Annotated in this window: 13 protein-coding genes; 5 read left to right on the top strand and 8 right to left on the bottom strand. The window is 41.7% G+C overall.

Going from position 1 to position 14,812, the window contains the following annotated elements; translation table 11 throughout:
• Positions 1-19: 19 nt before the first annotated feature.
• The 3 genes from plsX to yceD are packed head-to-tail and all read right to left on the bottom strand — an operon-like array spanning position 20 to position 1,783.
• Complete coding sequence (plsX, locus tag N475_RS22775; RefSeq protein ID WP_063358343.1) at positions 20-1,066, bottom strand: phosphate acyltransferase PlsX; 1,047 nt, start codon at positions 1,064-1,066, stop codon at positions 20-22.
• 11 nt (positions 1,067-1,077) lie between these two features.
• A complete protein-coding gene (rpmF, locus tag N475_RS22780) occupies positions 1,078-1,248 on the bottom strand; it encodes a 50S ribosomal protein L32 (RefSeq protein ID WP_023400289.1) in 171 nt (56 codons plus the stop codon).
• A 10-nt stretch (positions 1,249-1,258) separates the two neighbouring features.
• The gene (gene yceD / locus N475_RS22785; RefSeq protein WP_063358342.1) at positions 1,259-1,783 is read right to left on the bottom strand and encodes a 23S rRNA accumulation protein YceD; all 525 of its coding nucleotides are present in this window, start codon (positions 1,781-1,783) and stop codon (positions 1,259-1,261) included.
• A 121-nt stretch (positions 1,784-1,904) separates the two neighbouring features.
• Between yceD and N475_RS22790 the strand changes: the two genes are divergently transcribed.
• Complete coding sequence (locus N475_RS22790) at positions 1,905-2,501, top strand: Maf family protein (protein ID WP_063358341.1); 597 nt, start codon at positions 1,905-1,907, stop codon at positions 2,499-2,501.
• Here N475_RS22790 and N475_RS22795 read toward each other — a convergent pair.
• Together N475_RS22795 and rluC are read right to left on the bottom strand one after the other, a co-directional pair.
• Positions 2,481-3,122, bottom strand: coding sequence for an HAD-IA family hydrolase (locus N475_RS22795; protein ID WP_063358340.1), 642 nt, complete (start codon positions 3,120-3,122; stop codon positions 2,481-2,483). The genes N475_RS22790 and N475_RS22795 overlap by 21 nt on opposite strands.
• Complete coding sequence (gene rluC, locus N475_RS22800) at positions 3,112-4,074, bottom strand: 23S rRNA pseudouridine(955/2504/2580) synthase RluC (RefSeq protein ID WP_063358339.1); 963 nt, start codon at positions 4,072-4,074, stop codon at positions 3,112-3,114. The genes N475_RS22795 and rluC overlap by 11 nt, the downstream gene beginning before the upstream one ends.
• Positions 4,075-4,620: 546 nt before the next feature.
• Between rluC and rne the strand changes: the two genes are divergently transcribed.
• Complete coding sequence (gene rne / locus N475_RS22805) at positions 4,621-7,986, top strand: ribonuclease E (RefSeq protein ID WP_063366017.1); 3,366 nt, start codon at positions 4,621-4,623, stop codon at positions 7,984-7,986.
• A 292-nt stretch (positions 7,987-8,278) separates the two neighbouring features.
• Here rne and N475_RS22810 read toward each other — a convergent pair whose 3' ends face one another.
• Both N475_RS22810 and N475_RS22815 read right to left on the bottom strand, forming a co-directional pair.
• A complete protein-coding gene (locus N475_RS22810) occupies positions 8,279-9,607 on the bottom strand; it encodes a murein transglycosylase domain-containing protein (protein WP_063358337.1) in 1,329 nt (442 codons plus the stop codon).
• A gap of 45 nt (positions 9,608-9,652) precedes the next feature.
• Positions 9,653-10,231 carry an LPP20 family lipoprotein gene (locus N475_RS22815; RefSeq protein WP_063358336.1) on the bottom strand — a complete coding sequence of 193 codons (579 nt, stop codon included), beginning with the start codon at positions 10,229-10,231 and terminating at the stop codon, positions 9,653-9,655.
• Between the two features lie 205 nt (positions 10,232-10,436).
• Between N475_RS22815 and N475_RS22820 the strand changes: the two genes are divergently transcribed.
• From N475_RS22820 to N475_RS22830, 3 genes are read left to right on the top strand one after another with little or no spacing between them, the layout of a single operon-like run.
• Positions 10,437-12,146: a COG3014 family protein gene (locus N475_RS22820; protein WP_155730955.1), complete on the top strand. Its 1,710-nt coding sequence runs from the start codon at positions 10,437-10,439 to the stop codon at positions 12,144-12,146.
• Between the two features lie 13 nt (positions 12,147-12,159).
• Positions 12,160-12,774, top strand: a complete 615-nt coding sequence (locus N475_RS22825; protein ID WP_063358334.1) for a penicillin-binding protein activator LpoB — start codon at positions 12,160-12,162, stop codon at positions 12,772-12,774.
• The gene (locus N475_RS22830; RefSeq protein ID WP_063358333.1) at positions 12,764-13,759 is read left to right on the top strand and encodes an LPP20 family lipoprotein; all 996 of its coding nucleotides are present in this window, start codon (positions 12,764-12,766) and stop codon (positions 13,757-13,759) included. The genes N475_RS22825 and N475_RS22830 overlap by 11 nt, the downstream gene beginning before the upstream one ends.
• 24 nt (positions 13,760-13,783) lie before the next feature.
• Here the strand turns inward: N475_RS22830 and yejK are convergent, their stop codons facing one another.
• A complete protein-coding gene (gene yejK, locus N475_RS22835; RefSeq protein WP_063358332.1) occupies positions 13,784-14,794 on the bottom strand; it encodes a nucleoid-associated protein YejK in 1,011 nt (336 codons plus the stop codon).
• Positions 14,795-14,812: the final 18 nt, after the last annotated feature.

Consider the following 14,812-nt stretch of genomic DNA (forward strand, 5'->3'; position numbering starts at 1 on the left):
ACCAACAGCTAAACCTAATTTAATCTTGGCTTACTGATGCCTCTTCTGTTTTTGCCATTCTTTCGAAAGCAGTCTGTATCTTTTCGGGAATGCGTCGATTAACCTCTCTAACAGCTTCATCGATAGCTGCTAAAAATGCCTTATTCGAAGCATTTCCGTGACTTTTAACGACAATACCACGCAATCCTACCAGACTTGCTCCGTTATACTGGTCGGGGTTCACCTTTTTATAGAGTTTTTTTATCACTGGGCGCAGTAAAAATGCAAGAACCTTGTAAAAAAAGTGTTTTTTAAGTGCATTCGTGAATTTTAGCATGATAAGTTTGGCAATTCCCTCGCAAGTTTTCAGCGCAATATTGCCAACAAAGCCCTCACATACAATGACGTCAGATTTACCCGAGAAAATATCGCTGCCTTCACAATAGCCCTGATAGTTTAAATGTTCACATTCGCACATCAGTTTGGCAGCCTGCTTTATCCCGTCATGCCCTTTAATGTCTTCTGCACCTATATTAAGCAAGCTCACCTTTGGCTGTGCTTTATCTAGTGCCTCCCCTGCGACAATGGAGCCCATAATCGCAAATTGGAATAAAGTTTCAGGATCGCAGAGTACGTTTGCACCCAGATCAAGAAGATACACAGGTTGTTTTTTTTCTGTCGGCATTGACGTGATTAAAGCCGGCCGCTTAATACCTGGAAGCATTTTGAGCACATAGTGTGCCATGGACAACAGTGCGCCAGTATTACCCGAGCTCACACAAGCTTGTGCCTGCCCTGACTTCACTAATTCGAGTGCAATACGCATAGAGGAATTACGTTTATTTCTTAACGCATGTGCAGGTTCGCAATTATTGGTTACAACTTGCTCACAGTGTTTGACGATAAGCCTAGGATGATCAAGGTGACTTTCTTTTTGTAGGGCTTGTCGCAAGACATCTTCATTACCGCATAGTAATAAAGTTAAATTGGGATATTTTTTTACGGCGAGAATTGCCGCAGGAATAGATGAACGGGGGCCGTAATCGCCCCCCATCATATCTAACGCAATGGTTAGATTAGTCAGCATCAAGCAATCTCTTACTTAGAAATTACTTTAACGCCTTTGTAGTAACCATCAGCAGTTACGTGGTGACGACGATGAGTCTCACCAGAAACTTGGTCTACAGTTAAAGCTGGTCCGCTGATAGCATCGTGTGAACGACGCATGCCACGACGTGAACGTGTCACTTTGCTTTTTTGTACCGCCATTAGCCTTCTCCTAAGAATCTTTCTTAAGTTGTTTTAAAATCTCAAATGGATTTGGTTTAGTTTCTTCTGCTTCAATTTCGCCAAAGCTCGCAGGCTTATCAGAAAAAGAACATGAAGCTTCATCATGCATAGGAACTATAGGAATCGCCAAAATCAATTCGTCTTCGATTATTTGTCGAAGATTGATTTCGCCTTCTTCATCTAACTCCACCACATCGTAGCTTTCAGGAAGATCTTCCGACTCTGCACCTAATCCGACTGGCGAATACGCAAAGTCTTGAGCCAAATCCAACCCTAATTCATCATTACAACGTTGACACAACACAGTTAGCTTAGCTCGAGCTGAGCCTCGAACAACCACCAAACCTTGCTGATCAACATCGCAATGAATAGTTACCGCTATTTCACCTACCTGATCCTGCACAACTTGCTGCAGTCGAGAAAGTTCTTCAAGCTTAACAATGCCGTCATAACTAGCTCGGCGCTGTGCTGCTCTGCCTGGATCAAGAGTGATGGGAATTTTCACCTTTTGCATAGGGGCTGCATCATATAGATTGTTAGTGGTTTAGTCAAAGTAAAAATAAACTTTCCTATTGTTTTTCGACTACTAACGCTTATCCTTGTGTCAAATATTTAGTTCAGGTACTAATTCGCTTATGAACACACCTATTATATTAGCCTCAAGCTCACCTTTTAGGCAGCAAATTTTAAAAAAAATTGGTTTACCATTTGATAGTTTCTCACCAGATATTGATGAATCACCTATCGCGCTTGAATCTCCTGAAAGTTTGGTGTATCGACTCAGTGAAGCCAAAGCAAAGTCCGCAATTAACAGGTATGAAAAAGGCATTGTGATTGGTTCAGATCAAGTCGCTGTATTTGATAATCAGATTTTGGGAAAACCTCACACAAAAGAAAACGCTATCAAACAACTGAGCATGTTCAGTGGACAAACGGTGACATTCTATACTGGGCTCAGTTTATACTGTATCGAAAAAAATAAAAGCATCACTAAAGTCGTTCCTTTTTATGTTCATTTTAGAACGCTCTCCGAGTGCCAAATTTCTAATTACCTTGACGCAGAACAACCATATAATTGTGCGGGTAGCTTCAAAAGTGAAGGATTGGGTATTTGCTTATTTGAAAAACTCGAAGGAGAAGATCCAAATACACTTATTGGACTTCCTCTCATCGAATTAACTAAATCTTTAGCCGAGTTTGGTATCGATGTGCTATCGCAGTCCATCGACTAACTGGGCAAATTGACTGGTAATATACCTTGCACCAGCAGCTTTTAATTGCTCGCCTGACGCAACACCAAAGGTAACACCAATCGCATCAACGTTAGCAAGGCGCGCCATTTCCATATCGATGATGGTGTCGCCAACCATAACCGTATCACATGGTAAAATACCAAGCTCAGACATAATTTGATTCAACATATCTGGGTTTGGTTTGGACTCAGCTTCATCAGCAGTGCGTGTCGTGACAAAATAGCCAGCCAAGCCTGTCTCTTCCATCAAGCGATTCAAGCCCTGACGACTTTTACCCGTCGCGACAGCCACCTTTACACCCTGATCGGTTAATTGCTTTAGCACGTGCTCAACACCATCAAATAAACTGGTTGGCGTCTTGTCTACTTCTTTGTAAACGTGTTTATATGTTGCTGCTAACTCACTACTGCGATTAGCTTGCTCCGGAAATAAAGTCTCCAGAGCGTTCTCTAGTGAAAGCCCTATAATACTCTTAGTTTTTTCTTCACTCTCACGAGGGAACGAATATTGATCAGCAACCGTATTTATAGTGTTAACTATTTTCGGAACTGTATCCATAACAGTTCCATCCCAATCCAGTATTACTAACTTATACTTCATCAGCGGCTCTTAACGTATTTAAGCAAGCGGTCAATGCTTTATCTAATGGCGCCTCAACATGAAGTGTGGTTTCTGTTTTTGGATGAAGGAATCGCAACTCACGGGCATGCAAAAACAGCCTTCCGAGGCCTTTTTTACGCATTTGCGCATCAAATGCTTGATCGCCATACTTATCGTCACATGCAATTGGATGCCCTTTGCATTGTGTGTGAACACGAATTTGGTGCGTACGGCCAGTCACCGGAGAAGCTTGTACTAATGTTGACCCAGCAAAACGCTCTAACACTCTAAATCGCGTGTGTGAGGCTTTACCTTCTTCATGGTCTACACGCACTACCCGCTCACCCGACTTCAGAGTGTTTTTTCTAAGCGGCTCTGTAACATTTTTGTGCTTTGCAGACCACTCGCCCGCAACTAAAGCCCAATAGTTCTTCTCCATGGTTTTTTCACGCAGCTGCTCGTGTAGCCCTTTCAATACGGCGCGTTTTTTTGAGATTAACAGACAGCCTGAGGTATCTCTGTCTAATCTATGCACGAGTTCTAAAGACTTTTCCTGAGGACGCAACGCACGAATAGCTTCAATCAAACCATAACTCAAGCCACTGCCACCATGCACCGCCATACCAGAAGGTTTATTAATTACAATCAGATACTTATCTTCATACAAGATACAATCTTCTAAGTTTGCAACCTTATCTAAGTTCTTTGGTACAAACTCACTTTTTTCCGCCGTTTTAATCGGTGGGATCCGTACTACGTCGTCAATCTGTAGCTTGTATACGGGCTTAACCCTTTTCTTATTGACGCGAACTTCACCCTTTCTCAAGATCTTGTAAACCGCACTTTTTGGCACACCCTTTAAGTGTGTTACTAAAAAGTTATCAACACGTTGACCTAGCTGATCTTCGGTGATAGTTACAAAGGTAACTTGTAAAGCATTCTTTTCTGACATTGCCTAATCACTGATTTGAGTAATAATTTAGTTGCTATCACACAGTTATTAGTGGGATAATCGCCTCGCAAACTTTGCGAGCGTTGCTTTTTATCGCAAATATACTGTCGTGATGCACATCTTGGGTGGAGGATCATACAGATCAGAGCTAATATTTCCAAAGCTTTTATCTCCGACTCAGTACAATTATTACGTGTGATTGGCATAAGGTGAAGCGTGTAACAGTTCATCCATTACGGCCATACACGACAAACAAGTAAATAGAAGCAAAATTATCGTGTCTTGTGTAGATTTGCGGGTTTGTTTAACCCGAGCGAGTTCTGTAGGCAAAGTGAAAGCTAATTTTTAACCCGCCTTTGAGAGTAATCAGGCAGTAAGTGTTAAAACAGACTAAGTTCCCTTCTCCCCAGTCGTGAGACTGCATCAGTAACAGGAACAATTAAACAGCCTGCATTGGCGCACAAGAATGGTGTAAGTTAAATTTATCCGACCAAAATAAAGCTAATTGTTGGTGGGTAAATTAAAGTAAATAGAGTACATAAGAATATGAAACGCATGCTAATCAATGCGACGCAGCAAGAAGAAATGCGCGTTGCACTGGTTGATGGCCAGCGTCTATACGATCTTGATATAGAGAGCCCTGGTCACGAACAAAAGAAAGCCAATATTTATAAAGGCAAAATCACTCGAATCGAACCCTCCCTTGAAGCTGCATTTGTAGACTATGGCGCAGAGCGTCACGGCTTCCTACCTCTTAAAGAAATTGCGAAAACATACTTCCCTGAAGGTTACACTTTCAATGGTCGCCCAAACATCAAAGATGTAATTAAAGAAGGCCAAGAAGTTATCGTTCAAGTCGATAAAGAGGAACGCGGCCAAAAAGGTGCGGCTTTAACAACTTTTATAAGTGTAGCTGGTAGTTATCTAGTCTTAATGCCAAACAACCCTCGTGCAGGCGGCATCTCAAGACGTATCGAAGGTGACGAGCGTATAGAGCTAAAAGAAGCTCTAAGTCGCTTAAAGCTACCAAAAGGTATGGGGCTTATTGTTCGTACCGCAGGTGTAGGTAAGTCATTCGAAGAGTTAGAATACGATTTAAAAGCACTACTTGTGCATTGGCAAGCTATTCAAGAAGCTGCTGACAGTCGCAAGGCTCCATTTTTAATTCACCAAGAAAGTAACGTAATTTTCCGTGCAATTCGTGACTATTTACGTCGTGATATCGGTGAAATCTTGATTGATAAACAACGTGTTTTTGACGAAGCTAAAGCACATATTGAACGCTTCAGACCTGATTTCATCAACCGCGTTAAATTATACAAAAATGATGTACCGCTGTTCACTCATTACCAAATTGAAAGTCAAATTGAGTCTGCTTTCCAGCGAGAAGTAAGACTTCCTTCAGGTGGTTCAATTGTAATCGACCCAACTGAAGCACTCACATCAATCGATATCAACTCGTCAAAAGCGACCAAAGGCGGTGATATCGAAGAGACTGCTTTGAATACAAACTTAGAAGCAGCTGACGAGATTGCAAGACAACTTAGGCTGAGAGACTTAGGTGGTTTGATTGTTATAGACTTCATCGATATGACACCTCCTCGTCATCAAAGAGAAGTAGAAAACCGTTTAAAAGAAGCTGTACGCGCAGACAGAGCCCGAGTTCAAATTGGTAAAATTTCTCGCTTTGGCTTGTTGGAAATGTCTCGTCAACGCCTTCGTCCATCTTTGGGTGAAGCTAGCCAGCACACTTGTCCTCGCTGTAGTGGTCAAGGCACAATTCGTTCAAACGAGTCAATCGCACTGTCAATCTTGAGATTGATTGAAGAAGAGGCTATCAAAGAAAATACGGCTCAAGTTAATGCGCAGGTGCCAGTTAAAGTAGGCTCATTCTTATTGAATGAAAAGCGTCGTGCAGTTCAGCGCATTGAAAAACGACACAATTGCCATGTAGTCATCATCCCAAATCAGCATTTAGAAACTCCGCACTACGAAGTAGTACGTTTGCGTAAAGATGATGTGCCAGAACTTGCTAGTTATGAACAAGTAGCAGAGCCAGAAGCCGAAGCTGTAGAAATACAAATGGCCCCTGTTGTGCAAAAAGAAGAGCCGGCTTTGAAAGGCGTTCCTATGCCATCAGCGCCAGCACCAGCTGCCCAGACATCACCTTCTAAAGCTGCAGCAAAAACAGCACCTGCAAAACCAGTTGAGCAGAAGCCAAGCTTGTTGTCGCGAGTTGGTAGTTGGTTGAAAGGCCTTTTCTCTGCTGAAGAAGAACAGCCGAAAGAGGAAGAGAAAAAACCACACAATAAGCGTCGTGGCAAGCAAGATAACCGTCGTCGCAACCAGCGCCGTAAAGGTAAAGGGCGCAACGAAACTCAAAAAGATGCAAATGCTTCGAATGAGTCATCAAAGAGCGAAACGAAAGAGCGTAATGAAAATCAAGAACGTTCTGACAATCGCAATAAGCGTCGTCGTCAAAACAATCGCAAGCGCACAGATGGTGATAAAACAAAGAACGTAGCAGTTAACGAGCAAAAAGATGAGGCTCAACAGGAAGTTAAAGAAAAACCTGTGAAGCAGCGTCGTCAAAGACGTAATTTACGCAAAAAAGTTCGTATTGAATCTGAGCAGCAAAACGTGCAGTCACCTGCTGATACTCAGCAAAGTGTCAAAGAGCCAGAGGCACCTAAGGTTGCAGAAACAGCTCCGGTAGTTGAATCTAAGCCTGCTGCAACATCAGAAGCTGCGGATTCACCAATCACTGAGACTGTGTCAAACTCGAAAGCTCAAGACAAAAACGGTGAGTCTCCTAAAGTGCAAGAGTCTGCGCCAACTCAGGCTGCAGAAGCAGAGGAAAATGTAGTTATCGCTGAAACTTTGGAATCTGGTGATCAATCATTGATTAATCAAGTTGAAGAAGATCAGGACGACAAGCGTGAAGCGAAGACCCGCTCAAGACGCTCTCCTCGTCACCTTAGAGCTGCTGGTCAACGACGTAAGCGTAACGACAATCCGAACCGTTCTTCAACTCCAGCATTCGTGCCAGTTGCAGATCAAGCTGCTGCTGAATTTGAAGCACAACAGCGTACGGTTGATAACCAGCCTCAGCATGAGACTGTCCAAGTAGAACTTGTAGATACGACACTTGAAAATGTCGAATCGACTCCAGCAACTCAACAAGTACTGCCAGTTGTTGCAAAAGAAACAACTACAGTGGAAGTTGTCGCGGATGAAGAAGGTGGTATTCTATCGACACAAGCGACTGAGGTTGAAAGTGAACAAACTGAAACCACAGAACCTGCTCAAGAAGTTGTTGCAGAACAAGCGCAAGCCGAAACTGCTCAAGTAGCTCCTGTCGAACTAAAAGAGCCACAAACAGAAGTAACGCCAACTGATATTCAAGCGAATGCTGAAGAATCGCAAGTGGAAGATATACAAATCGATCAGCCTGTAGTAGCAACTTCTAACGAAGAAGCTGATTTGGCACCGTGCGAAGCTGAGCAACCAGTGACTGTAGAGTCTTCTTCTCAAGAGGCTCAAATTGAAGCTGTGGAAGAAGCGCCAAAAGCAGAATCAACAGACGTTGTTGAAGATAAAGCTGAGACATATGAAGCGCCTGTTGAAGTTGCAGAAACGCCACAACCTGAAGCAGCTCCGGAAGCAGTTGAGGTACATCAGGAGGTGGCTACACCTGTGCATACAACATCAGAACGTGTTCGTTTTAACAGAAGCGCTGCATCACCGATGACTAAAGCAAGTCCAAGTGAAGAGTCTACAAACTCGGTTACACCAAGTGCAATGCCTGACGAATTGCGTACAATTATTCGCTCCAGCAGTTTAGGCTCAGGCTCCAAAGCACCATCAGCAAGAGCCAGTGCGCAAATGGCATCGCCAGCACCTGTTGAGTAAACACAGTTAGGAAATACCTAATCGACAAAACCGGCCACAACTGTGGCCGGTTTTTTGTGAACCTTTCTCTAAGTTAGACTCAATTCCTTTCTACCGACGTCTCTTTCATTGTCATCAATAGGTGAAGTGCTTCTAAAAGCGTTAGATTAACGCTCTCAATATAAAACGTAGCTTTTTAGATAAACATAGTGGAAACGACTGTGTTATACAGTGATAAATGGAATGGGATTAGCTGTTCATCAGGTTATATATTTTAAAAATATATAACCTGACTAAGTAGAGATTGAGCGGATTAAATATATAGCTTTTCGGTCTTCAGCACTTTTTTCAAGTAATGCTTAGTTTCATCGTAAGGCAATCCACTTTGCAAAGCTTCCAACACTCTGTCTGAAGACATGGAGTTGATGACCTTTGCAGCCTTATTGATATTTCTAGAACCATCGCTATTGAACACCCGAGCAACATTACCAGCCCCAGTATTGTAGGCTGCAATCATACAGTACTTCCTACTGATCGGGTCTTTTATATTCCGTAAATATCTGTCGTTCAATAAATGCAGATACGCTGTTCCAGCTTCTATATTATTGTTTACAACAAAAAGGTATGGTGCGCTCATTGGTGCATCAATCTTAAATAAAAAGCGATTGACGTCAACCCCCGCGCTGGTTGGTACAACTTGCATTAACCCATACGCTGGAATATGAGACTTGGCTAATGGGTTAAAGTGGCTCTCTGTATGCATCACAGCGAGCACTAAGCTAGAATCTATATCGAAGCGTTCACTTTGCTTGGAAATGTGCCCTGTATAGTTTGAGGCTCGCTTCTTAGCTAAGCTGCCTTGTGGTAGCTTAACGGTTACCTTAGTCACCTTCTCGTCATTTTGTCCGGCAATTTGTCTGACAGATTGTGCCAAGTTTTGAATCCGCTTGATCTCTAATTGATCTAGCTTAGCTTTATCCCCATTCAACTTTTCAATAACTTTACTTTCATCTCCTTGCGAAAGCGCAAGTTGTTCGTCGGCTTGTCTATCTAATAGTTGCTTTTGCTCAATCGTCTGCTGCTTTATTTTTGCCTTAGCATCAATAATTGCATTAACTTTGAGGCTTCTATCAATTTTATAAGCATCAGTAGAGGCTTCACTGATCTTTGCTTGTTCGCCGTTTAAAAAGCTCTGTAATACCGCATTTTCAGATTGCCTAAAACGTTCAAATTCGCGTTTGATTTCAGCTTCTGAAGGTGCACCTTCTCCATCATGGCGAATACTTAAAACTAACTCGTTATTTTCAAAGTCAATTTCAAGGCGCGATAAGCTGTCTTCAGAATAAGCGACATATTCACTGCGAGACGCCACTTTGGCCTCTCCCCAATGTTTAATTAACTCATCCCTAAATGCATCATATTCAGCCAAATGCTGCTCAACAAACTGTTCATACTCACCTAAGTGCTCAGCTTTAAACTGTTCAAATTCACTGCTGTATTCACTATCTCTAGGTGAGGTCTGGGATTTGCTGTCATAGCCTCGCATTTCCTTTGACAGTTCGTCAAAAGGCGATGTACTGTTGGCATAAACAACACCAGCAACCAGTTGAGACAAAATAGTCAATGCTAGTACTTTCTTCACTTTTTAATCCTTACAAGCAAAAAACGCACCCAAAGGCGCGTTTTATTAATTCGTCAATCTAGCAATCTCTTTTTCAAGATCTTTTTCAGCTTTGTAAGCTTTAAACTCTTGATATAGGAACTTTTCATCTTGTGGATTAATGTCTTTTTTACTTTCTTTAATAACATCTTTAAATAAAGACTGTGTTAGTTGAGGTGATAGCACAACTAGAGAACAGTAATAGTCTTTTCCAGCAATTTCTACAACGTCAGCTTTGTTTACGCGTGAACCACGAAGTGTTTGTTTAGTCAATTGTTTTGATACAGAGCTGAATGTAGAACCCACAGTCGTCTCATCATTTGCATCCGTTCTATTTGCAAACGTTTTATCCAAACCTTCAATACGTGTTTCGATTTGTTGCGCTAACGCTAAACGCGCATTTGCTACGGAACTCTTTTGATCAATAGAGATATTACCAGAAAATTTTACACAATCCGCAGCCGCAATGCCGTTCTCAATAGTTGGATTGAGTACCCAATCAGGTATATTTACTTTTGATTGAGAGGCAGACTGCTCTTTTGTTGAGCTACACCCTGCCAATATCCCTGTAACAAGCACTGTAGTAAGTAGCGATTTAAGTTTCATGGTGTTTTCCTTCGTCAGATTAATTGCCTAAAGCGATGATTTAAATTTATCAAAAGGCTGAGCCAATTACAGTAATAAATTGTAAGAACGATTTTTTACAACTTTGTTCTTTAAAAAAACTAAAAAAATCTTAAACTTGGAGACAATATAACTGAAATTGTTGGTATAGTCACCGATATGTTTTTTACAAGTCATGGATGTCAACGTGCAATCTAGTGTTTTTAATCATTTTTATCTTGCCACATGTCTATTGTGCTTATCTTTGTTGGCGGGCTGCCAATCCACGCCCGCAAATAAAAGCGCCATTCTTTTAGCGCAACAAGGCAATTTTGAATCGGCAAAACAGGCAATCAGAACTGATTACTCTCCTAATGGGAAGAGCAAACTGTTGCATTATTTGGAGTTGGGGATGCTGAATCACTTGCAAGGTAATTACGAGCGTAGCAATGTGCTTCTTAGTGAAGCCCAAGATATCATTGAGGCGCAATATACCATCAGTGTGGTTGAATCTGCGGTTGCTTTGGTAAGTGGTCCGACTTACACAACATATGCAGGTAAGATTTATCATCGTCCCCTTATTAATCTATACAAAGCACTTAATTATAATGCGCTAGCAAATCGTGCCGGTCCAAATAAGCAGCAATACTTAGACTCCGCTATGGTAGAAATGAGACAACTTGATACCTACCTTAGTAATTTAAAAGAGCAAACAGGGGGCTACAACAGTGCTGGTGACAACGAACCGACTTCGGATGATTTGACCAATAGAATATACAGGCTGATCCAGCCAATCTTTGCACCTAATGACTTACTCGTTAATATCGATTACAAAGATGATGCCTTTGCTCATTACGTCAGTGGTGTACTATTCGAGCGTAGTAATGAATTGGACTCAGCTAGAATACAATACCAAAGAGCACTTGGTGCATTTGAAAATGGCTTTACGAAACAATACAACCTCAATGACAAAAAAATTGTTTCCCAAGTTCATACGGACTTAATTCGCGTCATGACTAAAGCAGGAGGCTACAAAAATGAAATTCGCAAACTGAATAAAAAATTAGATAAAGCACCTAGCGTCACAAAAACACCTCTGCTCAATGTAATTCAAAATGTCGGTATTGGCCCGCAACGAAAAGAGTTTAATTTGCTGCTAAAAGCAGATCATGAATCCAAAGCCTTGGTCATGACACCAATTCTTTGGGGAACCGAAAAAGAACGCAGGGCCCAAATGAAGTGGTTCCAGATGCTGTTTGCCGACACCAGCGTTTTCGACATTGTACAAAACTATGCAATGGGAGACATTGGAGACGTCGCTATGGGCGCCCTGACGAAGCGAATTCCCCTAGGCCCCCTTTGGGATGATGCGCAGGACGTTGGCCTTGTTCAAGCACTAGAATATGGTAGCCGCATTTCTGTCACCTACCTTGAACCATTGCAGCAACAGGTCAAAAGCGCAGAAGTCTGGGTCAATGGTAAGAAAACAGCAGAATTAGACAAAATTTATTCAGTGAGCTTGTTGACACTACAAGATGCATTAAGAAATGCAAACTCAGAAATCCAAGTCGCTTTAACAAGAGAAATCATCAAAGCAATCACCGCACAAAAAACCATTAACGCAACAGGGTTAGACCAATCATTTGCCGGATTTGCAAAGTTTGCGACTTCGGTTGTTAATGCGGTTACAGCTTCGGCTGACTTAAGACAGTGGCAGTCGCTGCCAGCACAAATCAACTATGCACAGATACCGCTCTCTAAAGGAACCTATGAGATTACTTTAAAAACACACCTGAGCTCAGGAAAAGTAATTGAGCAATCCGAAGCGGTTACTGTATCAGACAACATAACGCTGTGGCACACCCGCACGTTCTTACAGCAGTCTCGTGTTACTGCACCAGAATCAACTTTTTTATAATGGAAAAAATGTTATGAAATGTAATAAAACCTTGCTAAAAATCACACCACTCATTGTCGCATGCACACTAGCTGTATCAGGTTGCTCTTCAACCAAAGTACAAAGAGTAGATGCAAATCAAGAGGTTGCATTATCTGACAAATGGAACGGAAAGGACTCACAACTCGTTGCTGAAGCCATGATCAATGACATGTTAAGCTTCCCATGGGTTAACGATCACTTACAAAAAGAAGGTCAAAGACCTGCTATCATCATTCAGTCGGTACGCAATAAGTCACATCAACATATTGCGGTGGATACGTTCTTAAACGATCTAAAGCGTTCTATTTTGCGCAGCGGTCAAGCTGACTTTGTTGCGAATAAAGACGTTCGATTAGAGATCCGCGAAGAGCGAAAAGATCAAGAGCTTAACTCAAGCCTTGAAACGCAAAATGAGATGGGCCAAGAGCAAGGAGCTGACTATGCACTTTCTGGCACCATTAATTCATTTGTCGACGAACAAGGCGGCAGCCGAGTGACTTTCTACCAGGTTGATTTACGCCTAATTGATATGACATCAAACCGTGAGGTATGGAATGGACAAAAGAAAATTCAAAAACTGCAGGAACGTTCACGTTTTGGCTTCTAAATCACTCGTTGCTGCATTGATAAGCGTATCTGTGTTAACTGGCTGTAAATCAAATTCAGCCAGTCAGCATACTGTGAGTGCTACACCTCAATGGACCTCTGTAACACCCACATCTAATTATATGGTTTATGGTGTAGGAACCGCTCAAAACACTGGAGATATGCAACAAGCTAAACTCGCAGCACAGGAGTCAGCTCGTTTAGCTCTTGCAAAACAACTAAACGTTACAATATCTGCGAATACGACTATCAAGCAACAAGCTGATGACAAGTCTATGACTTTTCATATTGATGAGCTTATTCAGTCCAAAGTGCCTAGCATACAACTTCAGGGCGTAAAAATTGAAGATGAGTATTTTAATACTCAGCAACAGACTGCATACGCGCTCGCTGCTTTCAATCGCACAGAAGCAGTTATGCAAACTGAATTGTCTATCAACTCATTAGATGACGAAATTACTCAGTTTAATTTACAAAGTGCGGGTAATAAAACGCTGATTTTAAAACGTGCTGTGGCGTTAAAAGAACTTGTTGTAAAACGCAGTAAGCTCAATCAATACCTTAGTATGCTTCAGACTGCTCATGTTGCAATGCCTAGCACCGTCCGTAACCAACAGGCATTGGCCGACGAAATATTGAATAGCATTAGCTTCAGTATTTCAGCTGATAGCGATAAACATGGCAAAGTAAGAGATTTACTTGCTCGCGCACTTACCAGTCAAGGTATTAAAATCACAGAACAAAACGCCGATTTTGCGCTGCAATTTCGAGTTGATTGGCAAGAGATGCATAAGTCCGGAACTTACTACAGTCTCGCAGAGAGCTTCCTTGTTATCACTGAGGCGGGAGAAGAAAAAGCACACTTTAATGCAAAAGTTAAGGCAGCCTCTAGTTTCCAAGATACCGCCAAAAGTAATGCCATGGGTAAACTTGCAAGTAAACTCGGTCAACAATTAGCTAAATTTGTTGTCACCGGTGAATCTTAAATAAAAAAGGCCGATAGGCCTTTTTTAATTCTCTTGTGAGTACTTTTCTAACTGATCTTTCAGGTTTGGTGGTACACCCTTGATAGTAAGGGTGTCATTAACTGGGTCATACACCACTCTTTCACCCAAGTGTTTGCGCTCAAAACCAACACTGACACCACCGCCCATGCCAGAAAACTTCACCATCGCTGTTACAGTCTTTTTGTCTAGAGGAAAAGACTCTTCCAATTCGTAACCTTGCTCCTTATAAAAATCTTCAAATTGAACGTCAGAAGACTTAGATAAAGTACCAGATAACCCCTCGATATCAGCATCTTCGCCACTGTTGATACAATCATTACAGTAGTCAAAAACTTCTTTTCGGATACCATCTTTTTCAGCTTTATCAAACTGTTGTTCAGACAAGTAATCTTCAACAGCATGTAACATCGTTTGAGATTGCTGCTTAGGGTCTACGCCCTCTGCACAACCTAAGAAATCTAAAAAGAAGTCAGCAACTTTACGCCCTGCCCTTCCTTTAATAAATGAAATATAACGGTTTTCGTCTGCTTGTGTATCCCAAGCAGTGAGATCAATGCGAGCTGCTAATTGCATCCTTGAAATATCTAGGTGTCTAGAGCTTGCCAAATCCAGTTCAGAGGTAATCGAGTAGTGCTCTTTGATGCTAATTTGCGCAATCAGCATATAATCGCAACCTACGTATTGGTAATGGCAAAAAACTAAATAACCCGTTTCGTGAAATGCATATTTATTTAGCTCTTCTTTTAGCACCTCTGTCGCTTGTTGCGTCATGTGCCAAAACCCAAGCTCACTATTACGATAACTTTGCATTGCAGAAGCCACGGTACTATTTTTATCACCGTCAAATGCACAGTAACCTTTACCCGGTTTACCATTATATGCATGGTGTAATTGTTCGATAAAAACGTTTACACGATCGTTAATCACCATTTCATTTTCGCGTAAATGGATCTCTGTTTCTTCGTCACGCTTGTCTACATAATGTACAACAAGCTTTTTCACCTCAATGCTCATCTTTGTTTTTAACGCCTC

This window comes from Pseudoalteromonas luteoviolacea DSM 6061, from assembly GCF_001625655.1.
Taxonomy (GTDB): Bacteria; Pseudomonadota; Gammaproteobacteria; order Enterobacterales; family Alteromonadaceae; genus Pseudoalteromonas; species Pseudoalteromonas luteoviolacea.